We start from the raw sequence: 24835 nt of genomic DNA, 5'->3' as shown, positions 1-24835 counted from the left end.
CTCATTCCTCACTTTCTTTGCCAGTCAAATAAAGATCGACAGCATCTAAATAGGGTACACGCGGAGCATACCCAGGAGTAATTTCAATACCAGTTTGTTCAAACTCATCAAGTGTGATCGATTTTCGACCACCTTGATTCATTCGATCCCAATACAAGTCAAGTGTTTGACTACTCATGAAAAAGTAGCGTTCAAGAGTTGAAAAAGCTACAACCAAAAATGCGATACCATTTTGCTCTGCTACTTGTCGCATGTGCAGGACTTGGTGTTCGTGAACATTTTGAAGAGGAAACGATGTTTTATTCTTCGTCTCTTTCGCTTCAAAATCTAAATAGTATCCATTATATACGCCATTGTAATCTGTTGTGGATGGTGTACGGTAATAAGCTTCTCGTATGACTGCACGCGCTCTTCCGGGGTAATCCACTTTTACGATTTGGATTGGGATTGGTTTTTTATGAATCACTGCTACTTTATGTTGCAAGTAATAGTCATTCGTTTCATTGACTTCATCCTCTAACGTCTTTCCCCGATTACTAAAAGAATAATCCTTTTTGGACGCAGTTTTTTTCGGGGAGGTAGGTTGGTACCGTTTTCCATTCGGATACCGTATGCTCATAGTCAACACCTCTGTGCCTAAGTGTAGCATATACACTAGACGCCTGACATGCCCCGAATGTTTCATTCGAATGTTTGTTCGTAAAACTAGTTGAAGTAGTGAACTTTTGATATGATAAAAGGATAGAAGTGAACAGGAAGTGACACAGATGAAACTTAAAGACTTAACAGAAAAATTGATTAGTGAATCAGAAGCGTGTCTTGCAAGATTTGAACAACTACGTGTCGAAGATCGCACACCTGATTTTTTCGAGGAAGTAAAACCTCATGTTGCAAAAGTGGATATATGGATTAGCGAGTGGAAACAAGAAGCCGAGCGCTACATTCGTCTTAACCGACCGAAGTATATCCACCAAAACCAAATCGATGCAACTGAAGATGGGATGAAACAGTATAGTGTACAGTCTTTTTTCAAAGAAACTTCGAAGAAAAGATTTTATCAAAGTGTACATGCCGTTCTTTACACACTGAAAACTTTGCTGACGGAATTGGAGCGTGAGGGCAATGACGACAATATCCCAACTACTTGATGAATGGGTAAAAGATCCTGCCAAAAAACAGCAGATTCAGTCGATACATGTCATAGAACCAAAAGAAGCAAAAACAGTCCCGTTTCCTCAAGACTTAGATGATAGTTTGATAGCTGCCCTCCATGCGAAAGGAATTTCAGAACTTTACACACATCAAGCGAGTGCATACATGCATGCTCGTGCTGGAGAGTCGTTTACAGCAATTACTCCTACAGCTTCTGGCAAATCATTGTGCTATCATCTACCAGTTTTGCAGTCGATTATTGAAGACCCCAAAAGCCGGGCGATTTATTTATTTCCAACGAAAGCTCTAGCGCAAGATCAAAAAGCAGATGTGAACAAATTGATTGAAGCCACAGGCAAGCAAATCAACAGTTTTACATATGATGGAGATACAGAGCCAGGGATTCGTAGAAAAGTGCGAACGAATGGCAATATCATTCTAACCAATCCGGACATGTTGCATTCAGGTGTTTTACCGCACCACACAAAATGGGTGTCGATGTTTGAGAACTTGAAATACATCATAATTGATGAAATGCATACGTATAAAGGTGTGTTCGGCTCTCACGTAGCGCATGTTATACGTCGATTGAAACGAATTTGTGCATTTTACGGAAGCCACCCGGTCATCATCTGTACGTCTGCCACAATTCAAAATCCAAAAGAGTTAGCGGATTCACTCACACATGAAGACCATGTCGTACTCACAAATAACGGTGCCCCTTCCGGAACAAAGTACTTCATGTTTTACAATCCGCCGGTCGTCCATCCGACTTACAACGTGCGAAGAAGTGCTGTTCTAGAAGTTCGTGACCTCGCGCAAGAATTGTATGCAAAACGTTTACAGACAATCATTTTTGCGAAGAGTCGCGTTCGTGTAGAGATGCTCGTCACCTATTTGAAAGCATTGGTCAGTAAGAAACTAAATGATCGCTCCATTCAAGGATATAGAGGAGGGTATTTACCTTCTGAAAGAAGAGAGATTGAGAAGGGCTTGCGTGACGGAGACATTCGAACAGTCGTCAGTACAAACGCTTTAGAACTGGGTGTCGACATTGGGCAATTGCAAGTCTGTATCATGACAGGCTATCCAGGCAATATTGCAAGTGCATGGCAACAAGCAGGACGAGCGGGGCGTCGTCAAGAAGAGTCACTTGTTGTCTATGTCGCACAATCTACAGCACTGGATCAATACGTTGTTGACCATCCCGAGTATTTACTTGGCCAATCTCCAGAAGAAGTCCGTATTTTCCCGGAAAACATGTTGATTTTAATGGACCATTTAAAATGTGCAGCGTTTGAATTACCGTTCGAGAAACAAGAAGACTACGCGGAGTATCATGTGACGCCACTACTTGAGCTTTTGAAAGAAGAACGCGTCTTGTTAGAAACAGCAGATAAATGGCATTGGATGGCTGAAAGTTTTCCGGCGAGTAATATCTCCTTGCGTTCAGCCTCTCAGGACAATGTGATTATTATTGATCAATCCGTTCCAACCAAGACGCGGGTTATAGGAGAGATGGATTTATTTAGTGCGATGACATTGTTACACGAAGAAGCGATCTATCTCCATCAAGGCACTCAGTTTCAAGTAGAGCTTCTCGATTGGGATGAGAAAAAAGCATTTGTCACAGAAGTAGATGTAGATTATTTTACGGATGCAAACATTGCAGTGGAAATGAAAGTACTTTCGAAAGATAAACACCGAACCGAAAAGAACGTCGAGATGCATTATGGCGATATTATCGTGCTCGCACACCCTACACTCTTTAAAAAAATCAAATTTGATACGCATGACAATATTGGATCTGGAACAATCGATTTACCGCCACTTGAGCTTCATACATCTGCAACATGGATCACTTTTTCAAAACCGGAAGAAGGGAATCTGCATCTGTTCTCAGATGCAATGGTTGGTGCAGCTTATGCGCTACATTCTTTCATTCCACTATTTTTAGACTGTGATCGTAAAGATGTGCATGTCGTTCCGCAAATGAAATCCATCTTAGACCAGCAACCAACATTTTTCATTTACGACAGTTATCCAGGTGGTATTGGTTTATCTGAACGAATGTTAGACCGATTTGAAGAACTTGTGGAAGAAACACATGCGCAAGTAGCTTCTTGTCCATGCTTGGATGGATGTCCTGCATGTATTGGTGCGCAGGAAGCAAATGTCGGTTTAAAAGAAGAAGTCCTTTTATTACTAACGAACTTGGTGCGTGACTGATATGTCCTATGAAAAAAAATTACTGGCTATGAAAGGCCTTATAAAAAAGCAACCTGAACAAGTCAAAGAACCTATCAAAGAAGTGAATCGTCCTGATTTTGTGAAATGGTCTTCGTCGGACTATGACTTGGTTCATACAGACCAAGGCGTCTACTATAAAATCTCAACGCTTTTGCCGCATGACTTTAAGCATGGAGGGACTCAGTTTTCAGAACTCTCCTCCCTTGTCGCGAAAGCAAAGCGCGATTTCAAAGGGCATCCACTAACTCCAGAAGAGTCAAGTCGCCTCTTTTTTTATGACACCGAAACGACGGGTCTAAAAGGTGTCGGCGTTCATATTTTTTTAAATGGCGTCTTGTTTGAAACGGCCACTGGGTTTCAACTCGATCAATTTATTTTGGCTTCTCCGCAACATGAATTGGCATTTTTAAAAGCGTTACCTTTTCAAGACCGTGACACAATTATCACGTATAACGGCAAAAGCTTTGACTTGCCCCAGCTTGAAGTGCGTTGGACGATGAACCGAAAACTTCTTCCAAGTTTTCCTCAAGTGTTTCAAATTGATTTGCTTCACGGAAGTAAGCGACTGTGGAGAGGACAACAAGAGCGTTATAAGTTGCAAGACATGGAAAGAGAACAATTGAACTTTCATAGGGAAGATGACATGCCCGGACATCTCGCTCCGATTGTTTATATGGACGCTGTTAGATCGGGGAAAACCGAAAACTTGGATCGCATACTAGAACATAACAAATGGGATTTGTATTCTCTAGTGGCATTGTATATCCACTCTCTTCGTCATCTCGTAGATGCACCTGAGACCCGGTCTTCTCAAACTGAATTAAATTTAGCAAAATGGCTGCGTGATTTAAAATTGTTGCCAAACAGTCGAGAGCTTTATGAAAAAGTAACTGAACGTTATGAGAAACAAGATATACCACACGCTTATTATTATTTGTCTCTTTTACAAAAGCGTGAAGGAGAATTTGCATCAAGCCTTGAATTGATGGAGACAGCTTCAGAATTACTAGTAGGAATTGAGAAATTGGACGCACTCATTCATTGTGCAAAACTTGCAGAGCATCAAATGAAAGATCTCGGCCAAGCGAAGAATTACGTCCAACAAGCGAAAACACAGTTGTTATCATTAACAGCAATCTTGACGCGTGAGAAATTGGCTTCCTACTTGGCAGAATTGAAAAATAGGGACGAACGATTAGACCGGAAAATCATTTCCCGGGAAAGCGCAAGTTTCGACAAATAGATAGGTGTGTCAAGCGTTCCTATGCTATAATGAAGCCAATCACCAATGGATGGAAGGAAGATGGGTATGGGGATTCAATTTAAACCAAATGATATTTTAGAGAAACAATTTAAAACAACAATGCGCGGCTACAGTCAAGAAGAAGTCGATGCATTTTTAGATGAAGTCATTAAAGACTATGAGCAGTTCGATAAGCGGATCCAAGAGCTCGAGAAAGAGAACCGAGATCTTCGCACGCAATTAGAAGATACACCAAAATCAGCACCAGCTCCGCAGTCATCTACAAACTTTGACATTTTAAAGCGCTTGTCTAATTTGGAGAAGCATGTATTTGGTGCGAAGCTTTACGACTGATAGTTCTTGTGTAATCCAGTAAAATAACGTATACTCGATTGTGGCCTTCTATTCAGGCAATCGCTGCACATACTAATGTGTAGAGGAAAGTCCATGCTCACACAGTTCTGAGATGACTGTAGTGTTCGTGCCTCGTGAAGTCATAAACGAGGGCAGCTGCCAGCTGACGGCAGAGAAACCACCTACGTCTTACGGGATATGGTGCAGTACTCTTGAAAGTGCCACAGTGACGAAGTCTTATCGGAAACGGTAAGAGTGGAACGCGGTAAACCCCACGAGTGAGAAACCCAAATTATGGTAGGGGCATTTCCATGAAGGAATTGAACGGATTGGAAGACGGCATGTCCGTAGATAGATGATTGCCGCCCAGTATGTACGAGGGAATTTCCCGTTTGAGTACAAGGGAGACAAAACATGGCTTATCGAATAGAAGGTTTTATGATAAACAGCACAGCTCTCCTTTTCGGAGAGTTTTTTCTCTTTATAGACTAAAAAGGAGTGGATACTATGACATATAAATTACTTGCGACAGCTGCAATGGGATTAGAAGGTATCGTTGCAGATGAATTGAAAGACTTAGGTTTTGAAACACAAACAGACAACGGAAAAGTGTTTTTTGAAGGAGACGAAGAAGCGATTGCAAAAGCGAACATTTGGCTACGTGTGGCGGATCGCGTGAAACTTCTTGTAGGGGAGTTCCCTGCGAAGACGTTTGATCAACTATTTGAAGGAACAAAAGCCATTCCATGGGAAAAGTACTTGCCGGTTGATGCTAACTTCCCAGTGAGCGGAAAAAGTGTGAAATCGACATTATACAGTGTTCCAGATTGTCAGAGTATCGTGAAAAAAGCAATCGTTGAGCGATTAAAGTCCGCATATAAACGTATGAGCTATCTTGATGAGTCCGGTGCTCGCTATAAAATCGAAGTCAGCATTTTAAAGGACCGTGTGTTACTCACAATGGATACAAGCGGTGTTGGCTTGCATAAACGCGGCTATCGAACGACACAAGGGGATGCTCCTTTAAAAGAAACATTAGCAGCTGCTCTTGTAAAAATTTCAAAGTGGAGTCCAAGTCGTCCATTTGTCGACCCATTCTGTGGATCGGGTACACTTTGTATTGAAGCGGCTATGATTGGTCAGAACATTGCACCCGGATATAATCGTGAGTTTGATGCAGAACACTGGAGTTGGATCAAACCAGCAGTATGGGAAAAAATACGTGATGAAGCCGACACACAAGCGGATTATGATCAAGAACTCACAATCCTTGGAACGGACATCGATCACCGTATGATTGAAATTGCGAATTCCAATGCATTAGAAGCAGGATTTGCGGATATCATTACATTCAAGCAAATGCAAGCCGCAGATTTTACAACTCGTTTAGATAACGGTGTTGTCATCAGTAACCCACCCTACGGAGAACGTATCGGTGAAGTTGAAGAGATTGAAAAGACATTGTCTCAATTTGGCTATGTGATGAGTAAATATCCATCGTGGTCTGTTTATTTGTTATCTTCTATGGAAAACTTGGAAACCGTTTATGGTAAGAAAGCAACGAAAAAACGCAAATTATTCAATGGATTTATCCGTACAGATTATTATCAATTCTGGGGTCAAAGAGTCTAAATTAGTCTAGAAAAGAGTGAAGTTATGCGCAAAAATATTCCATTCGAATTATCCAAAGATCAATCGTTTTATCAGTCGTTATCGAACTGGTTAGGTGATGTCTTTTATGACACCTTGCCGGAAAATGGATACGAGATTCGTGATGAACAAGTATATATGGCCTTCCAAATTGAAAAGGCATTACAGTCGAAATCCGTTCTTTTTGCCGAGGCCGGAGTAGGAACTGGAAAGACAATGGCTTATTTATTACCATCAATTGCGTATGCACGCTACACAGGTAAGCCTGTAATTATAGCTTGTTCGGATGAAGCCCTTATTGAACAGCTGATCAAACCAGAAGGGGATATCTCTCGCCTATCTGAGCTGCTCAACTTATCGATTGATGTACGTTTGGCAAAGTCGCGAGAAGAATATTTGTGTCTGCAGCGATTAGATGAACAACGTCGTGGGTTTGATGTGCCAGAATTTGTGGATGAGATTGATGACCGTCTTCCGGAGTTTGTATTTGGGGGATCTTCTCTTCAAAAAGTGTATCCGTATGGAGATCGCAAAGAATTCAGCTTCCTTACAGACGAGCAGTGGAAGCTTGTCAATTATCATCCGGTTCAACAGTGTTCCATCTGTGACATCAAAAATCAATGTGGACAAACCATCTCTCGTCAATTCTACCGTCAAGCAACTGACCTAGTGATTTGCTCGCATGAATTTTTGATGGAACATTTGTGGACGGCAGAGTCACGCAAGCGTCAAGAACAATTGCCATTACTTCCTGAAGCTTCTGCGATTGTATTAGATGAAGGACACTTAGTGGAATTTGCCGCGCAGGAAGCATTTACATTAAAAGTGCAAAGCGAATCATTATTGGATTTGTTAGAGAAAGCACGAGTAGAAGGATTGCGTCCTAAAACACTTCACTATCTTGATGTTCTAGAAGAAGCTCATTTAGCGTTTTTTGAACTGTTACGTTCTTCTATTGACAATGACATGCTTGAAAAGATGACAATCCGACATACCGATGAGTTGAAAGCTGCGAGTGGATTACTTGTCAGAACAGTAGAAGCTCTACTAGAAGAGTTTGTATTCGAGGGTGAAATGTACTCGATTGAATCCTACGATATGAAACTGATGGAAGAATACTTGGAAGATTACTTGCAAGCGTTCCAGTTGTTCACAGAAGACAATGAAGCGATTGATTGGGTAGAAGAGGTAGACGGGATTGAAACGCTTGCCATCATGCCAGAACTGGTAGACGAACAACTTGCTGAAAAATTGTTTAATGGATCACTACCAATTATCTTCTCTTCTGCAACACTCAGTGTTGAGCAGACGTTTGACTATTTAGCTGGCAATTTAGGGATTGCAGACTATCAGTCACTTCAAGTTGCTTCACCATTTGACTACGAAGAAGTCATGACGATTCATGTGTCTGAACCCGTAGATAAAAGCGAAAAAGTACTCGAACTTCTAAAATCAGAAGAGCCGACACTTGTCTTGTTTGCGACAAAAGAATCGTTTGAACAGTTCCAATTGATGTATGGACATGAGGACATATTGTTCGAAGGGGAACAAGAAATGAGCTCGCTTATTGAGGCGTACAAAGAAAAACCATCTGTATTAGCTTCCTACTCGCTTTGGGAAGGGTTGGATCTTCCGCAAGACTTATTGACGCGTGTCATTGTCTACGATTTGCCATTCCCACCGAATGATCCGATTTTCAATGCGAAGCGTGCAGCTTCTTTCAATGCATTTGAAGAAGTGGATTTACCATTTATGAAGATGCGAATGAAGCAGGGGGTCGGGCGTTTGATTCGTACAGAAAAAGATCATGGCTCGATTGAGATTTTACTGACGGCATCTGAAAAAGCATTTTTACAAGAGCTCGAACAGGAACTTCCTGTCTCGCCAAAGTAAAGGGGTAGCGTTTATGAATGAACAACGACAACAACTGTATAGACGAACTGCGCTTTTAGGTGTCGTAACGAAGCAGCAAGGGAATGTTACTACATTTGATAAAGCGAAGAAATTTGGTCAAAAACTGTTTACGGAAAATCTGACGATTGCGTTTGCTGGGCACTTCTCTGCGGGGAAGTCCAGCATGATCAACGCGTTGACAGGTGAAAACTTGTTAGCAACAAGTCCAATTCCCACATCTGCAAATATAGTGACGATTCAAAAAGCTACGAATTGGAAAGCATACATCCACTTTATGAATGGAGACGTCGCCGTAGCAGAGGAAGAATTGGCTGTAGCCAACCTTAAACGTATGGCAAAAGACGGACAATCCGTTCGTAAAATCGAATTGTTTCACCCAGATACTCGATTGCCAAATGATATCGTAGTAATGGATACACCTGGAGTGGACTCTACGGACGATGCTCATAGACTATCTACAGAATCTGAGTTGCATTTAGCGGACTTGGTATTTTATGTGATGGACTATAATCATGTCCAATCAGAATTAAATTTTACTTTCACAAAAGACTTGATGCGGACAAATCCGAATGTTTACTTGATTATTAATCAAATGGATAAGCACAGAGAACAAGAACTTTCACTAGAGGATTACAAACAGTCAGTTAAGACCGCATTTGAGAGCTGGGGTGTCCATCCAAAAGGAATTTTCTTTACGTCTCTTCGTGATACTAAAACCTATCCAGTGAAGGATGTTCAGGATGTCATCCAACACGCGCTCGAGAATAAGGAGACGGTTTTAGAAGAAAGTACTACAGGCACTCTTCAAAAACTTATTGATGAACACGCTACTTATTTAAAAGAAGATCAAGAAGACTTAGCCGCTACATATGAAGAGCTCTTTTCACCAGAAGAATGGCTCGATAAAAAGACGACCTATTCAGAGACAAAGCTTGCACTTCAATCATTTGAACTTCTGGATTTTACCAAGTGGAAAGAAGAACTTCAAAATGATGTCCAAGAAGTGCTATCGACGGCCTATTTGATGACGCCTGATGTCCGCGAGAGAATCCGTCTATACGCGGAGGCGAGTCAACCTGGTTTCAAAGTAGGTTTTTTTGGCGCGAAGAAAAAGACGGAAGAGGAGCGAGACAATCGTTTAAAAGCTGCAACGCAACTTTTGCAAGAAGTGTTTGATCAAACGACCTTACCGCTACTACAACGAGTGATCGATCGCTATGCACGTGTAGTACAGTCGGACGAGACATATATTTCTTTTAATATGGATCCAAAACTTATCGCTACAGAGTATAAACCTGGCACAAGTGCAACAGGAGACGGGCTTCTTCAGTTTTCGTCTCGAATCGAACAGGCTATTAAACGATATATTGTGCAGACAACACTTGTTTGGGCGGATGAACGTTTATCTGAGTCAGATGGAGAAACAATTTTATCAGAAGACGATCAACTTAAGAAACAATCGTTAACGAGACGAAAACTAGCTCTAGATGAGTGGTTTGCAAGTGAAGAACGTCTAGCCGATTACTCGCTACAAATGAAGTCACCAAATGAACAGTTACAAGCTGCACGCATGCTTCAGTTAAAGACATGGGAAGAGGAATATACAGAGTTTTACGCCAAAGCCAAACCGCTCAAACTCGGACAAGAAGTTGAAAAAGTGGTCGATGAAAAGCAAGAGCAAGAAGCTGAAAAAGCGGCATCATTTGACGAGTCAGCAATCTTGTCAACGGCGCAAAATGTTACGACGCAACTGGCAGACATACCGAACTTTAAAGATGCTGTGCGTGAGCTAAAACAAAAAATCAAACGCGTGACGAATCGCTCATTCACTATTGCTCTATTTGGTGCATTTTCTGCTGGTAAATCTAGTTTTTCAAATGCTTTGCTCGGAGACGCAGTTTTACCAGTGTCGCCTAACCCGACAACGGCTTCTATCAATAAAATCGCTCCTATTGCAGAGGGCAAACCTCATCGTCACGCGGATGTAGCATTCAAGAAAAAGGAAGATTTACTCACAGAATTAAAGGCCATGGTTGCGCCTCACGGTAAAGAATGTCAATCTCTTGAGGAATTCAAAAGTCGAGCCAATGAGTTTTTAACTAAACCTCTCGATGAAACGAAAAAGTCCTTCATTCGCGCATTCTTATCTGGTAGTGACGAGCAACTTATTTATCTTGGAACCACGCGTCTAGTAGATCATGAAAACTTTACTGAATATGTCGCATTCGAATCAAAAAGTTGTTTTGTTGAGACAATCACTTATTACTACGATTGTGAACTGACTCGAGCAGGGGTCACATTAGTGGATACACCTGGGGCAGATTCGATTAATGCACGGCATACTGGCGTTGCCTTCGATTACATTCGAAATGCAGATGCAGTTCTATTCATCACCTATTACAATCACGCATTTGCAAAAGCAGACCGTGAGTTTTTAATTCAACTTGGACGTGTAAAAGATTCTTTTGAACTCGATAAAATGTTCTTCGTAGTCAATGCAATTGACCTCGCAAGTTCTGAACAAGAAAAACAAGAAGTCATCGACTATGTGGGACAAGAACTGACGCAGTTCGGCATTCGCTTCCCACGCTTATATGGGGTGTCTAGTCTACAAGCTTTAAAAGAGAAGCAGACTGGCGAAAACTTAACGAGTGGTATGCCTGCTTTTTCAGATGCTTTCCAAGCGTTTTTAAGGAATGAGCTTCTTGATGTGATTTTACAGGCCGTTTCGGAACAAGCGGACGAGTTAGTCGAGCAATTCTCTAAGCTAATTGATTCTACTGAGGAGAATATGCTACGGAAACCACAACGATTAGCAGAACTCGCAGAACTCGAACAACAGTTGCGCTCACGCTATACAAAGTCCCATTCACAATCGATGCGTACTGCTCTATTAAATGAAGTAGACACGCTTATTTATTATTTGAAACAACGACTGTTCTACCGATATCCAGACTTCTTTAAAGAAGCATTCAATCCGTCAAGGTTTGCTAGTAAGGATGGAAGACAAGCATTCGAACAAGCGTTACGTGAAGTCGCTGCAAGTATACAGTTTGATGCCGCGCAAGAGCTGCGCGTCACAAACTTGCGCCTTCAACAAGCAACTGACAAAAATGTTCGGGATTACGAGCGACAAGAGCTTGCGTTCTTGTATGAACAGCCTGCTGCATTTGCAGTGAGTCCTATAGAGCTCAAAGCACCCAAACTTTTAGAGTTTCAAGAGCCTACTCTAAAAGTTGAAAACTATAGTTCGTTAAAGAGTGGATACAAGAACGCGAAACGATTCTTCGAAAAGAATGAAAAACAAGCTGTGCAACAGGACCTCGAACGCATGATCAAAGATGATTTAGAAAATCCATTTGCTGCTGAGAAGTCACGCTTGCGCAATTGGACAGATAGTTATTTCAGCGAAGTAATGGATCAAATAAAGTTGCGACTCTTACAATCATCAGTTTCAACGATACAAGCAGAACGAGAACTTTTAGAACAACACGAAACGCTTACGAAATGGAAACAAAAACGCACACTACTTTAGGAGGATGAATATGATCATTACTAAAGATTTGCATGAACTTCCAAAACAACACGTTCGTTTCATCGACACACGATTTGATTTACAAAACCCCACTTGGGGCGAGCAAGCATACCAACAAGACCATGTGCAAGGCGCTATCTATTGGCACCTAGAGGATCATCTTTCGGATATGTCTCGCTCTGAAGGCCGTCATCCTGTTCCGTCAAAACAACGGATGACAAAGTTAATTCAAGCATCTGGATTAACATACGAAGACGAACTCGTCATTTATGATCAAGGAAACGCACCATTTGCTGCACGTGCTGCTGTACTACTGCTGTGGGCGGGTTTTACGAATGTCTCGATTGCGCGTGAAGGATATGGCCGTCTAAAAGAAGTGTTCCCGCTAGAAGGAGGCACTGCTTGGTATCCTTCAACAAATCAAACTCTACAGTTCCATGATGGTCTTCTTGCGAATCAGCAGGATGTGAAAAATCATATTGCTCAAAATGGCATGTTGATTGATGCACGTTCTACTGATAGATACCGAGGAGTGACTGAGCCCATCGATGCGATTGCCGGACATATTCCAACGGCAGCAAACATTGATTGGGAGCAATTGAAATCGGACAGAGGTCTTTTAAAAGGTACAGAAGCAGAAGCGCTTTTTCGCCATCTCCCTGAAGAGAAAGAAATCATGACCTATTGTGGAAGTGGCGTTACAGCATCTCCCTTAACCATTGCGCTACTAGAGAGTGGAAGAGAGAACGTGCGTCTCTACGCTGGTAGTTACAGTGACTGGATTCAAACGAATGAAATTGAGACAAGTAAATAAACTTGTCACTCATCCAATCCTATAGTATAATGGGAAAATTGTAATGAGGATGAAATGAGGGACACCATAAAATGAAAAAATCAATTTATAGCCTGACAAAGGATCAATTAACAGACTGGTTACTTGAGCGTGGTCAGAAGAAATTCCGTGCAGAGCAAGTGTGGAATTGGTTATATGTTAAACGTGTACAATCGTTTGAAGAAATGAACAATGTGAACAAAGAATGCTTGCAACTACTGAGCGAACATTTTGTAATGCAGACATTGAAAGAATCTGTAAAACAAGAATCGGCAGATGGGACAATCAAGTTCTTGTTCCAACTAGAAGATGGCAACTTGATTGAAACTGTACTTATGCGCTTCCATTACGGACTTTCCGTATGTGTAACGACACAAGTGGGCTGTAATATCGGTTGTAGCTTCTGTGCTAGTGGACTCTTAAAAAAGAGCCGGGACTTAGATGCGGGAGAAATTGTTGGTCAAATCATGAAAGTACAAGAACATTTAGATGCTGCTGGGAAGCAAGAGCGTGTCAGCCATATCGTAGTTATGGGTATTGGTGAACCTTTTGATAACTATACAAACTTGATGAATTTCTTGACAGTTGTTAATGATCAAAAGGGACTTTCAATCGGAGCACGTCATATCACAGTGTCCACGAGTGGACTTGCAAAGAAAATCCGTGAATTTGCAGATGAGCAGACTCAAGTGAATCTTGCAGTTTCTCTTCATGCGCCAAACGATGACTTGCGCAGTAAAATCATGATTATCAATAAAGCATTCCCAATTGAAAAATTGATGGATTCTGTTGATTATTATTTAGAGAAAACGAACCGTCGAATTACGTTCGAATACATTTTGCTTCGTGACGTGAACGATCATGTAGAAGAGGCGAAACAGTTAGCGGATCTTCTCGAGAATAAGCGGCACTTGTCCTATGTAAACTTGATTCCTTACAACCCAGTCGATGAGCACGGACAGTACCAGCGAAGCACACCAGAAGCAATCGATGCCTTCTTCCAAACGCTAAAAAAACGCGGCATCAACTGTGGTGTTCGTATGGAGCAAGGGACGGATATCGACGCAGCTTGTGGACAACTTCGTAGTAAGCAAATCAAAAAAGAAAAAGTTGCAAATTAATCGAGTCAGCAGAGATATTATCTCTGCTCAGACTGTTGACAAACCCATGAAATATTGAGTTTGTCTGCAGTCTTTTTTCTTTTTATAATAGATTTAATAACTGTTTAGGGGGAACACGACCATGATGACGAAGAATATCGGTAACCAGAGAGACCAACTTGAAATGTTGACGATTGACCAACTGGTCCCTGAGGACCACTTAGTTCGTAAACTTGATGCGGCAATCGATTTCTCGTTCATCTATCCATTGGTCGAGGACCTCTACTCTTCAACAGGTCGCCCAAGTATCGATCCAGTCGTGCTCATCAAGATGACGTTCCTTCAATATACATTCGGCATCCGCTCGATGCGCCAGACGATCAAAGAGATCGAGACTAATATGGCCTATCGTTGGTTCCTAGGTTTTGGGTTCCATTCAGAGGTGCCGCATTTCTCGACGTTCGGGAAAAACTATGTACGACGCTTTGCTGATACCGATCTGTTCGAACAGATCTTCTATCGTATATTGAAGGAGATCATGGATCAAGGGCTACTCAGCAGTGAACATGTCTTCGTCGACTCGACGCATGTGAAGGCATCTGCGAATAAGCGCAAGTTCACGAAGAAGACTGTCCGTAAAGAGGCGCGTGCCTATGAAGAGAAGCTCCAACTGGAGCTAAACCTGGACAGGCAGGAACACGGTAAGCGACCATTTTCACCAGATTCTTTTGAGAAAGAAGAGTTCAAGGAGATCAAAGAGTCGACAACGGATCCAGAGAGCGGTTATTACGTGAAAGACGAGAGGACCAAACAGTTCGCCTACTCTTTCCATGCAGCCACGGATGAAAAAGGTTTTGTGCTCGCGAATCTCGTCACACCAGGCAACGTCCATGACAGTATCCCTTTCCTGTCCATCATCGACACTGTGATTGAAAATGTAAAAAGACCAGTAGTAGTGGCAGCGGATGCCGCTTATAAGACACCTGCGATTGCAAACTATCTTGTAGAGAACCAGATGTTGCCGGCCTTTCCCTATAAAAGACCGATGACACGCCCCGGCTATTTCAAAAAACAAGAGTATGTATACGATGAGCACTTTGATTGCTACCTTTGTCCTGAAGGACAGGTGCTGAAATATCGTACGACCACCCGTGATGGATATCGTCAGTATTCGTCGGACCCTAAAGAATGTGCTGTTTGTCCGGTCTTGCAGAACTGTACGCAGGCAGCCAAGCCTCAGAATGTGATTCAGCGGCATATTTGGGAGGACTACCTCGAGCTGTCAGAGGACCTGCGTCACCATCACGAGATCAAAGAAGTATATAACCGCCGTAAAAAGACCATCGAACGTGTCTTTGCGGATGCTAAAGAAAAGCATGGTATGCGTTGGACGACCCTTCGAGGGATAAAAAAATTGTCCATGCAGGCGATGCTTACTTTTGCTGCCATGAACCTGAAGAAGTTGGCTACATGGACCTGGAAAGGTCCACAGATGGCCTAACAATATAGGAAATACGAGCACTACAACCAGTCTGCTCACGATATTTCAGTGGAAAAATAGCAAAAAAAATAAAAAGGATTCGAAATCGGGTAGATTTCGAATCCTTTTGTCTACAATCTGTGCTATCCCTTTAAGGATAGCTTTTTCTTATTACTTACAAGAGTTAGTTCGTAAAAGTCTACTTTTACGAACGCTTTATTTTTAATAAACGACTATTTTAAATCTAGTTTTAGTAACTTGAAATTTTATATATAGAAAGAAAGTATTGAAGTGTAGATGTTTGACCATGTACCTAAGTACATGGTTTATACTTTTTCTGAGGTGAAGAAAATTGAGCTATCGAATCAGTGAACTTGCAACCCTATGTGAAGTGAATAAGGAAACCATCCGATACTATGAACGAAAAGAGCTATTGCAAGAACCGGTCCGGAATAATTCGGGGTATCGGATTTATTCGAAGGAAACGGTCAAACGGGTAGGATTTATCCGGCGACTGCAGGAACTGGGATTTTCGTTGAATGAGATTTATAAATTGTTAGGGGTGGTCGACAAAGACGATGTGCGCTGTGAAGATATGTTCGATTTTGTGTCCACAAAAGAAGTGAAAGTCCGAAAGCAGATTGAGGATCTAAAGCGTGCGGAACGGATGCTGAGCGAGTTGAAAGAGCGGTGTCCAAATGAAAAAGAGCTGCATGAATGCCCGATTATTGATGTTTTGATGGAGGAGGAGTAGACATGAAAAAATATCGAGTGGATGTCCAAGCGATGACCTGTACCGGATGCGAAGAACACGTGGTAGTCGCGCTTGAAGCGATTGGCGCAAAAGAAATCCAAGCTGATTTTCGAAAAGGTGAAGCTGTATTTAAACTGCCGGAAAACATGGAGGTTCAAAAGGCACAAAAAGCAATTGCTGATGCCAACTATCAGCCGGGGGAAGCAGAAGAAGTCCGAGCCCAAGAAGCACTCCGCCCAGATGAAGAAGGCGAGTATGACTACATCATCATCGGTTCCGGGGGCGCTGCCTTTTCTTCCGCCATCGAAGCTGTGAAACATGGGGCGAAAGTGGCGATGATTGAACGGGGAACGGTAGGCGGTACCTGTGTGAACATTGGCTGTGTTCCTTCCAAAACCTTGTTACGGGCCGGAGAAATCAATCACTTGGCCAAGAATAATCCGTTTATCGGGCTGCACACCTCAGCGTGGGAAGTGGATTTGGCTCCGCTGGTCAAACAGAAAGAGGAATTGGTGACGGATCTCCGGAACAAGAAATATGTCGATTTGGTTGAAGACTACGGTTTTGAGTTGATCAAAGGGGAAGCCAGATTTATAGATGAACACACTATTGAAGTGGCCGGCATGAAGCTTTCTGCCAAACAGTTTCTGATTGCGACGGGGGCGGCTCCGGCTATGCCAGCCATTTCCGGACTGGAAGAAGTGGATTACTTGACCAGCACAACCTTATTGGAGCTAAAGAAAGTGCCGAAACGCCTGACGGTCATCGGTTCCGGCTATATTGGTGTGGAATTGGGTCAGTTATTTCACCACCTCGGATCCGAAGTCACACTGATGCAAAGAAGTTCGCGCCTGTTCCAGGAATACGATCCGGAAATCTCGGAAGCCCTCACGAAAGCTTTGACCGAGCAAGGCATTCGGTTAGTGACCGGTGCCACGTACGAGCGAATTGAACAGGACGGAGAGGTGAAAAAAGTATATGTCGAGGTGGACGGTCAGAAGCGAATCATTGAATCCGATCAACTGCTGATTGCAGCCGGCCGAACGCCCAATACGGAAAGCTTGAATTTGAACGCGGCGGGTGTTGAAACAGGGCGCCTCGGAGAAGTTCGGATTGATGATTATGCCAAGACCACCAATGAACGAATTTATGCAGCAGGCGACGTTACGCTCGGTCCTCAGTTTGTTTATGTCGCGGCTTATCAAGGGCGAGTGGCAGCAGGAAATGCGCTCGGTGGGCAGAAGGAAAAGTTGGATTTGGCCATTGTGCCGGGTGTTACGTTTACAGCGCCGGCGGTTGCCACCGTCGGCTTGACAGAGAAACAGGCAAAAGAAAACGGCTATGACGTTATCACTTCCGTCCTGCCGTTGGAGGCTGTTCCGCGAGCGCAAGTGAACCGGGAGACGACCGGCGTGTTCAAACTGGTGGCGGATGTGAAAACACGCCAGCTGCTGGGCGGGCATATCGTAGCGGAAAATGCAGGAGATGTCATTTATGCAGTGACACTTGCTGTGAAGTTCGGTTTGACCATCGAAAACATTAGCGACACCTTTGCGCCGTATTTAACCATGGCGGAAGGGGTGAAATTGGCTGCCCTCACGTTCGACAAGGATGTTTCCCAACTGTCTTGCTGTGCCGGTTAAAAGGGTTAAACAAGTAAATTCTAATGGAAAATAGGATTCCCTAGTTGCTATGGTCAGGGTTAAGTAGATCGAAATCAGAAAAGAAACTATTTGCCAATAGAACTCAAAGGTTGAAGGGAGCATTAAAGTTGATTTATACGATTTTCTTATTCGTCATCGCAGGAATAGCTGAAATTGGCGGAGGTTATTTGATTTGGTTATGGCTGCTAAAAAGGATAAAAAGAGAAATCGCTTGATTATGAGGACAAGTATTTTGTTCATTCTGGTCGTCGTTATTGCATTTACTATCTACAACGGATTAACCAAAGAGAAAAACGAATTGCTGCAAGTTGGAGATTGGGCACCCGATTTTGCTTTGACGGATTTGAATGGGAACGGGATCAGCTGTCTGAGTACAAAGGGCAGGGGGTGTTCGTGAACTTTTGGGGTACTTGGTGCAAACCGTGCGAAAAAGAGTTCCCGCTGATGGAAAAGCAGTACCAAGTATACAAGGACCAAGGTGTAGAGATACTCGCTGTCAATATTGCACAATCCGATTATGAAGTGAGACAATTTGCTGTACAGCGAAATTTAACGTTCCCGATTGTTATCGATAAGGACAAAAGTGTTATGGAAGCCTATACTATTCGTCCATTGCCCACTACATTGTTGGTCAATCAAGAGGGAAAAATCGAGAAAATCATTACGGGTGAAATGTCCGAAGAGGATATTGCGAGTTATATGGAACAGATCAAACCGAGCTGATACAACTGAGTTCCCCAGAATAGTGCGAGCCACGTATTTTGAAAATTGATGCAAGGAAAAAACGAGAAAAAGACATTTCTTTAAAGTGGACTAAACCACAAGAAAAGCAATGTCAGGTGTAGAAAATATATAAACAAAAATCAGGTAAAGATCCTACACCGGACTGATTGGAAGGTCTGTTCTTTTAGGGCAATTAGTAAAGGGTATGAATTACCTGTTTGAAATCAAGATATCTGCACAAAAAGTCGAAACTTTTTCGTTAAGCTATAAGAGGTTGATACTTATGGAAAGTATAGAAAATTGACATATTCGGAGGGCATCTACATGAAAAAAAAGAGAATGAGCATAGCGGTACTGTCGGCTTTACTTTTACTGGCCGGCTGCAGCAATGATACAACGGATTCATTTGAAGTGCCGTTTGAAGGGGAACTGAACCATGTCCATGGGATGGGTTATGCAGGAGAAGAGAACGGACTGTACTTTGCATCACATACTGGGCCAAAAATTTACCGCGATGGCGAGTGGTTTGAAACAGCGGATAATTTTTACGATTATATGGGCTTTAACGCCGTAGATGAGGGCTTCTATTCTTCAGGACACCCGAGTGCAGATTCAGATTTGCCCAATCCACTTGGGATTCAGCGAAGTATAGATGGCGGCGAAACTTTGGAAGAGATTGCATTCCAAGGAGAAACGGACTTTCATGCGATGGCGGTAGGGTACAACAGTCACGATATCTTCCTGCTCAATCCGGCAAAAAACTCTTTGCTGGAAGCCGGATTTTACAAAAGTAACGATAAAGGAGAATCGTGGGAACCTGTGAAGGCTGAAGGGTTGAATGGGGAAGTGACTGCGCTCGCCCTTCACCCGACTGATTCGAACTTCGTCGCTGCGGCTACGGCTGCAGGGGTTTATTTCTCGCAGGATGGCGGCGAAGTTTTTGAAGCGATTACAGCCGGAAATGAAACAGGCACAGCGGTGCATTTCACCGAAGACCAGTTGTATTTCGGAAGCTACGGGACAGCGGCGGCTCTGGTGAAGTATACTATGGAAAATGAAGAACTCGAGCCGGTGGATACACCGGACCTTTCACAAGATGCCATCGCTTTTATTGCACAAAACCCGATGGATGGAATGGAACTGGCGATCTACACATTTGAAGGAAATGCCTACTTGTCGGAAGACGGATTACAGACCTGGAAAACGCTGCTGGAAGAGGGAAAAACCAAGTAGAAACCAGCACGGAATGTGCGGGAAAAAATTCGGCAATCTGGATTTCCAATCAATGACCATTTTATCACCGTGTGGGGGATTGGCTACAAATGGATCAATGAAATGGAATAATACTAGATAAAGATAAAAGGCTCATCGGAAAATATCTCCAATGAGCCTTTTCGGGTAAATTACGCAACGTTACGGCAAGCTTCTGCACATCTGCGGCAAGCTTCCGCACAGCGTTTACAATGGTCGTGATGGTCGGCGTGCTTCTCGCATTCATCTGCGCATGCTTCACAAATGGTTGCGCAAACGGCTGCCAGTTCGGAAACGAACGGCGAATTGCGGGTAATTGCATGTTCCAGAAATGCGCAAATGTCTGCACATTCACGGTCTAATCGAATACATTGGGCCATCATCTTCACATCTTCTTCCTGCAGACAAGCATCAAAACAATGGTTACATTCCGCCGCACAATCGTGCAATGCCTGAATCAATTCCTGATGTTGTTCATGAGCCATGCTAAAACCTCCATTTTTTATATTTTTGCTTCCGTTTCTAATATTCCCTCTACTTTCCAGACTAAACGGAAATACCGAAACTCCATAGAAACTGCACAAATTTATTGGCGAAACAGCAAACTCCTTCCGAAAAAAACAAAAAGTATATCTGGTGATAGCCCATTGTCGGCCGTTTATAGAAAAGTAATCGAATATCAAATCAATAGGGTGGTTTTTTCTTTTTGGTCACAGTAAATTCCTTGGGCGTCCAGAAAACAAAGACAAAGTAAAAATGAAACTGAAAACTTGATATACCCTCATGAGGTATGTTAAGTTTATGGAAATACTACTCTAGGAGGAATAAGAATGATTGAAACATTAAAAGTACAAGGCATGTCCTGCAGCCACTGTGTAAACTCGGTTGAAACTGGCGTCGGTGAACTTGAAGGGGTTTCATCTGTGGCAGTTGATCTAAAAAAAGGTGAAGTGGCAGTGGATTATGACGCTGGCAAGACATCATTAAACGAAATTCAGGAAGCGATTGAAGAACAAGGATATGCCGTCGTATAAGAGTGCTTTCACAGCACTCTTTACTTTTAAAAGAAATATACGCCGCGGTAGTATATTGGGGGCTTTGTGGCTGTTAAGAATGTCATAAGGGTAATTGGAATTAAGAAGCAATATTTTGAAGGAGGCGTACTGAATGGTTAAAAGTGAAAAAGACCATCACCACCATCACGACGAACAAGCAGATCACAGTAAAATGGACCATTCCGATCATAGCGGGCATGATCACGGCCATCATCACCACGGTAATTTTAAAGAGATTTTCTTAAAGTCGCTGCCGGTTGGCATCATCATTCTGTTATTGTCGCCGATGATGGACATTCGGCTTCCCTTTCAATTCACTTTTCCATACTCGGATATTGTGGTCGCAGGATTAGCAACCATCTTATTGGTTTATGGGGGGAAACCTTTCTTTCAGGGGGCTATAGAAGAATTCAGGCAAAAAGCGCCGGGTATGATGGCCCTTATTTCTTTAGGGTTGTCCGTTTCCTATCTGTATAGCATTTATGCGGTGCTGGCACGCTATGTGACTGGCGAACACATCATGGACTTTTTCTTTGAATTTGCTTCCTTGCTGTTGATCATGCTCCTTGGACATTGGATCGAAATGAAGGCTGTCGGAGAGGCAGGAGACGCGCAAAAATCGCTCGCTGAATTGGTGCCGAAAGATGCACATGTGGTATTGGAAGACGATGCCATTGAGACGCGTCCCGTAAATGAGCTGAAAGTCGGAGACCTTGTACGGGTTCAGGCCGGAGAAAATGTCCCTGCCGATGGCATCATCAAAAGAGGCACCTCCCGGATCAATGAAGCTTTGCTGACGGGGGAATCTAAACCCATTGAAAAAGGAGCCGGAGACAAAGTAATCGGCGGTTCCACGAACGGTGCAGGCATCTTATATCTTGAAGTACAGGAAACCGGCGACCAATCGTTCATTTCTCAAGTTCAAACCCTGATAAGCCAAGCGCAGGATCAACCTTCAAGAGCTGAAAATCTTGCTCAAAAAGTAGCCGGCTGGCTGTTTTATATCGCCATTGCGGTGGCTTTCATCGCTTTTGTCGTTTGGCTGTACATTGCTGACATTCAAACCGCTATTCTTTTTACGGTTACGACATTAGTCATTGCATGTCCACACGCTCTCGGCCTTGCCATTCCGCTGGTTATTGCACGAAGCACCAGTTTAGGTGCAAGCCGCGGGCTGTTGGTGAAAGACCGCGAAGCATTGGAGTTAGCAAGTAAGGCTGATGTAATGATACTGGATAAAACGGGTACGTTGACTACTGGCGAATTTAAAGTTTTGAACATGGAAACACTGGATGGTCAACATACCGAAGCCGAAATCGCGGCGTTAATGGCAGGGATTGAAGGCGGATCCAGCCACCCAATCGCCCAGTCAATAGTCCAATACGCTGAGAAACAAGGGGTTCAGCCTGTCCACTTTGATTCGATTGATGTTGTGTCGGGTGCGGGTATAGAAGGAAACGCCAATGGCCGCAAATACGAATTGATCAGCCAAAAGGCACTTGGAAGAGATGTAGCGGTGGATGTTCCCAAAGGGGCAACATTAAGTATACTGGTTGAGGACGGGAATCCGATCGGTACGGTCGCATTAGGCGATGAATTGAAAGAAACGAGCAGAACGCTGATACAGGCATTGAAGCATTACAATATAAAACCGATTATGGCTACAGGCGACAATGAAACGGCTGCCCAAGGAGTAGCAGAGAAACTGGGCATTGAATACAGAGCCAATCAATCGCCGCAAGATAAATATGATTTAGTGGAATCACTGAAAAATAATGGACAAACGGTCATTATGGTCGGCGACGGCGTAAACGATGCACCATCCCTTGCAATAGCAGACGTGGGTATTGCAGTCGGTGCGGGAACGCAAGTCGCCATTGATTCCGCTGATGTGATTTTGACTCAGTCGGATCCAGGAGATATTGAATCCTTTATCGAATTGGCCAACAAAACAACCGGTAAAATGAAACAGAACCTCGTGTGGGGAGCCGGATACAACTTTATCGCCATTCCCATAGCTGCGGGGGGTCTAGCTTTCATTGGAATTACGTTGGTTCCTGCAGTAGGAGCAGTTCTGATGTCCGTATCCACCGTTATCGTGGCTATTAATGCGATGACATTAAAGCTAAAGAATTAGACCTGTCAAACCCCGTGTTTAAAAGTCGTACACGAGAAGTGCTGCCTCCCAAAAGTTGAATTCTTTAAGTTTTGAGGTATCGTTTTAAATGAGATTAAAGTCAAACAAAGGTTTTAAGACTTTGGATAGTTAAATATAGTTAACATAGAAGAAATTATAGGAAGAGAAGAAGTCAAAAAAGCTTCTTCTCTTTTCTTATTAGATTCTTTTAATACATAAAAAGTTTTCGAAAATAGAGCAATCAATAATTAAAATGGGTATAATAGGAACAAACGTTCTTATTGGAAATGTGGCAGTTCAGCTTCAGCACTTCTGGTGATTTTCATATCCTCACACTCTTTCCTGATTTGTTTTTTGAATTTCTCTTATATTCAGAATCGCAGAGATTACAGCTTCTGTAAATCAATAAAATGAATCCATTCCGGAATTTTTCATTTTTTTAAATGAAACCGGAAAGGCAATCGGACTTTCCGGACCCATTTCTTGTTTTCGATCAATTGTTTTCGGCAGTCTGCGGAAAACAGCCCTTACTTGAGGGAATTTTAGAAATAGCCTTTTTCTTTTAAGGAAATGCCACCTTCATTTCCGACAATCACGTGGTCGAGTAATTCGATGCCGAGTATCTCGCCGCATCCCTCAAGCCGTTTCGATACTGCGATATCTTCCATGCTCGGGGACCCGAAGGATGGTTATGGGCAACGATGATGCTGTGAGCATTGTTCATAATGGCTGTCTTGAAGACCTCACGGGGAGGGACGATGCTGGCACCTAAAGACCCTGTAGGACAGCGGTGTACCGTAATGACTTGGTTCTTTGCGTTTAAACAAATGACGAGGAACACCTCACGGTCTTCATCTCCTATGAGTGTCTGAACAAATTTGATGGCATCTATGGGTTCGTTATCTTCTCCGGTAGGTAACTTTTATATGACTCTTCAATTTCTTTGATCTCCTGTTTAATCCGTGTAATTTCAATGATTTTTTCAAAATGCATGTGTATCGCTCCCTTTCAATTTTGGTCCGCCGGGCGGAAGTAGTCCCAAAAGGGATTATTTTTTGCCTTTTGGTAAGGAAGACGGATACACCACCTAGAGGGCCGGTCAAGGGTCTCAGCGCAAAAGTTTCAGACGTTCTTCGACTGAGAGGTCGTCTCTTTTCTGTTGCTGTTCTTCCCATTCTTCTTAAAGTCCCTCGTCTGTCAGGTCGAACAGGTCAGATTGATCGATCTCTTCCTCGATGATATGGACCAAACGTCCACCGTTTATGTTTGTCTCGGTGTCCGTGACCTGTGAAACGGGCGGTTTCGTGAATGCAGCCTCTTTCTTCACTGAACTTGGTACCGGTTCACTTGCTGTATGACGCTCCACATAATCTCCGAATACTTCGGATTGCCATGCCTTCTGTAGTTTCAAGGGATACAGCACTTTGATTGCTACCTTTGTCCTGAAGGACAGGTGCTGAAATATCGTACGACCACCCGTGATGGATATCGTCAGTATTCGTCGGATCCTAAAGAATGTGCTGTTTGTCCGGTCTTGCAGAACTGTACGCAGGCAGCCAAGCCTCAGAAGCTGATCCAGCGGCATATTTGGGAGGACTACCTCGAGCTGTCAGAGGACTTGCGTCACCATCACGAGATCAAAAAAGTATATAACCGCCGTAAAGAGACCATCGAACGTGTCTTTGCGGATGCTAAAGAAAAGCATGGTATGCGTTGGACGACCCTTCGAGGGATAAAAAAA

At 43.0% G+C, this 24835-nt stretch carries 19 protein-coding genes, 1 other RNA gene and 4 pseudogenes; 20 read left to right on the top strand and 4 right to left on the bottom strand.

Going from position 1 to position 24835, the window contains the following annotated elements; genetic code table 11:
• Position 1: 1 nt before the first annotated feature.
• Entirely contained in the window at positions 2 to 619 is a 618-nt protein-coding gene (gene recU, locus AB5N96_RS00120) for a Holliday junction resolvase RecU (RefSeq protein WP_204589183.1), read from the bottom strand.
• Positions 620 to 767: 148 nt separating this feature from the next.
• Here recU and AB5N96_RS00115 point away from each other — a divergent pair, with 148 nt between their 5' ends.
• The 17 genes and pseudogenes from AB5N96_RS00115 to AB5N96_RS00035 all read left to right on the top strand — a co-directional run.
• Positions 768 to 1148, top strand: a complete 381-nt coding sequence (locus AB5N96_RS00115; RefSeq protein WP_204589184.1) for a YppE family protein — start codon at positions 768 to 770, stop codon at positions 1146 to 1148.
• The gene (locus AB5N96_RS00110) at positions 1123 to 3381 is read left to right on the top strand and encodes a DEAD/DEAH box helicase (RefSeq protein ID WP_499704361.1); all 2259 of its coding nucleotides are present in this window, start codon (positions 1123 to 1125) and stop codon (positions 3379 to 3381) included. Before AB5N96_RS00115 ends, AB5N96_RS00110 begins: the two co-directional genes overlap by 26 nt.
• A 1-nt stretch (position 3382) precedes the next feature.
• Entirely contained in the window at positions 3383 to 4645 is a 1263-nt protein-coding gene (locus AB5N96_RS00105) for a ribonuclease H-like domain-containing protein (RefSeq protein ID WP_499704360.1), read from the top strand.
• Between the two features lie 66 nt (positions 4646 to 4711).
• A complete protein-coding gene (gene gpsB / locus AB5N96_RS00100; RefSeq protein ID WP_239584750.1) occupies positions 4712 to 4999 on the top strand; it encodes a cell division regulator GpsB in 288 nt (95 codons plus the stop codon).
• 48 nt (positions 5000 to 5047) lie between these two features.
• An RNA gene (gene rnpB, locus AB5N96_RS00095) (RNase P RNA component class B) lies at positions 5048 to 5426 on the top strand.
• A gap of 80 nt (positions 5427 to 5506) precedes the next feature.
• Positions 5507 to 6631 carry a THUMP domain-containing class I SAM-dependent RNA methyltransferase gene (locus AB5N96_RS00090; protein WP_499704359.1) on the top strand — a complete coding sequence of 375 codons (1125 nt, stop codon included), beginning with the start codon at positions 5507 to 5509 and terminating at the stop codon, positions 6629 to 6631.
• 24 nt (positions 6632 to 6655) lie between these two features.
• A complete protein-coding gene (locus AB5N96_RS00085) occupies positions 6656 to 8542 on the top strand; it encodes an ATP-dependent DNA helicase (RefSeq protein WP_499704358.1) in 1887 nt (628 codons plus the stop codon).
• Positions 8543 to 8555: 13 nt separating this feature from the next.
• Entirely contained in the window at positions 8556 to 12098 is a 3543-nt protein-coding gene (locus tag AB5N96_RS00080; protein ID WP_499704357.1) for a dynamin family protein, read from the top strand.
• A 10-nt stretch (positions 12099 to 12108) separates the two neighbouring features.
• Complete coding sequence (locus tag AB5N96_RS00075) at positions 12109 to 12912, top strand: sulfurtransferase (RefSeq protein WP_204589190.1); 804 nt, start codon at positions 12109 to 12111, stop codon at positions 12910 to 12912.
• Between the two features lie 71 nt (positions 12913 to 12983).
• Positions 12984 to 14051, top strand: a complete 1068-nt coding sequence (gene rlmN, locus AB5N96_RS00070; protein ID WP_204589191.1) for a dual-specificity RNA methyltransferase RlmN — start codon at positions 12984 to 12986, stop codon at positions 14049 to 14051.
• Positions 14052 to 14172: 121 nt separating this feature from the next.
• The gene (locus tag AB5N96_RS00065) at positions 14173 to 15531 is read left to right on the top strand and encodes an IS1182 family transposase (protein WP_499704356.1); all 1359 of its coding nucleotides are present in this window, start codon (positions 14173 to 14175) and stop codon (positions 15529 to 15531) included.
• Between the two features lie 331 nt (positions 15532 to 15862).
• Positions 15863 to 16264 carry a mercury resistance transcriptional regulator MerR gene (gene merR / locus AB5N96_RS00060; RefSeq protein ID WP_499704355.1) on the top strand — a complete coding sequence of 134 codons (402 nt, stop codon included), beginning with the start codon at positions 15863 to 15865 and terminating at the stop codon, positions 16262 to 16264.
• A gap of 2 nt (positions 16265 to 16266) precedes the next feature.
• On the top strand, positions 16267 to 17907 hold the full coding sequence (merA, locus tag AB5N96_RS00055) for a mercury(II) reductase (RefSeq protein ID WP_499704354.1): 1641 nt from the start codon (positions 16267 to 16269) through the stop codon (positions 17905 to 17907).
• Between the two features lie 44 nt (positions 17908 to 17951).
• A complete protein-coding gene (locus AB5N96_RS00050; RefSeq protein WP_499704353.1) occupies positions 17952 to 18143 on the top strand; it encodes a hypothetical protein in 192 nt (63 codons plus the stop codon).
• Positions 18107 to 18651 (top strand): annotated as a pseudogene (gene resA / locus AB5N96_RS00045) (thiol-disulfide oxidoreductase ResA). The gene AB5N96_RS00050 and the pseudogene resA overlap by 37 nt, the downstream one beginning before the upstream one ends.
• Before the next feature lie 324 nt (positions 18652 to 18975).
• Entirely contained in the window at positions 18976 to 19884 is a 909-nt protein-coding gene (locus tag AB5N96_RS00040; protein ID WP_499704352.1) for a F510_1955 family glycosylhydrolase, read from the top strand.
• 9 nt (positions 19885 to 19893) lie between these two features.
• Positions 19894 to 19995, top strand: a pseudogene (locus tag AB5N96_RS00035) (response regulator transcription factor); the annotation flags it as partial.
• 59 nt (positions 19996 to 20054) lie between these two features.
• Here AB5N96_RS00035 and AB5N96_RS00030 read toward each other — a convergent pair.
• Positions 20055 to 20387 carry a four-helix bundle copper-binding protein gene (locus AB5N96_RS00030; RefSeq protein WP_203331975.1) on the bottom strand — a complete coding sequence of 111 codons (333 nt, stop codon included), beginning with the start codon at positions 20385 to 20387 and terminating at the stop codon, positions 20055 to 20057.
• Positions 20388 to 20732: 345 nt separating this feature from the next.
• On the opposite strand from AB5N96_RS00030, the gene copZ reads away from it, so the two are divergent.
• The gene (copZ, locus tag AB5N96_RS00025; protein ID WP_094942858.1) at positions 20733 to 20936 is read left to right on the top strand and encodes a copper chaperone CopZ; all 204 of its coding nucleotides are present in this window, start codon (positions 20733 to 20735) and stop codon (positions 20934 to 20936) included.
• A 133-nt stretch (positions 20937 to 21069) separates the two neighbouring features.
• Positions 21070 to 23094 (top strand): heavy metal translocating P-type ATPase, encoded by a 2025-nt coding sequence (locus tag AB5N96_RS00020; RefSeq protein ID WP_499704351.1) that lies wholly within the window; start codon positions 21070 to 21072, stop codon positions 23092 to 23094.
• 542 nt (positions 23095 to 23636) lie between these two features.
• Here AB5N96_RS00020 and AB5N96_RS00015 read toward each other — a convergent pair.
• A pseudogene (locus AB5N96_RS00015) lies at positions 23637 to 23935 on the bottom strand (JAB domain-containing protein).
• Between the two features lie 339 nt (positions 23936 to 24274).
• A complete protein-coding gene (locus tag AB5N96_RS00010) occupies positions 24275 to 24505 on the bottom strand; it encodes a hypothetical protein (RefSeq protein WP_204589196.1) in 231 nt (76 codons plus the stop codon).
• A gap of 6 nt (positions 24506 to 24511) precedes the next feature.
• Between AB5N96_RS00010 and AB5N96_RS00005 the strand changes: the two are divergent.
• Positions 24512 to 24835 (top strand): annotated as a pseudogene (locus AB5N96_RS00005) (transposase); the annotation flags it as partial.

Origin of the sequence: Chryseomicrobium imtechense, from assembly GCF_041475995.1 — a bacterium.
Taxonomy (GTDB): Bacteria; Bacillota; Bacilli; order Bacillales_A; family Planococcaceae; genus Chryseomicrobium; species Chryseomicrobium aureum.
The sequence above is the reverse complement of the archived record's forward strand: the minus strand, read 5'-3'. Positions and strand labels throughout refer to the sequence as shown.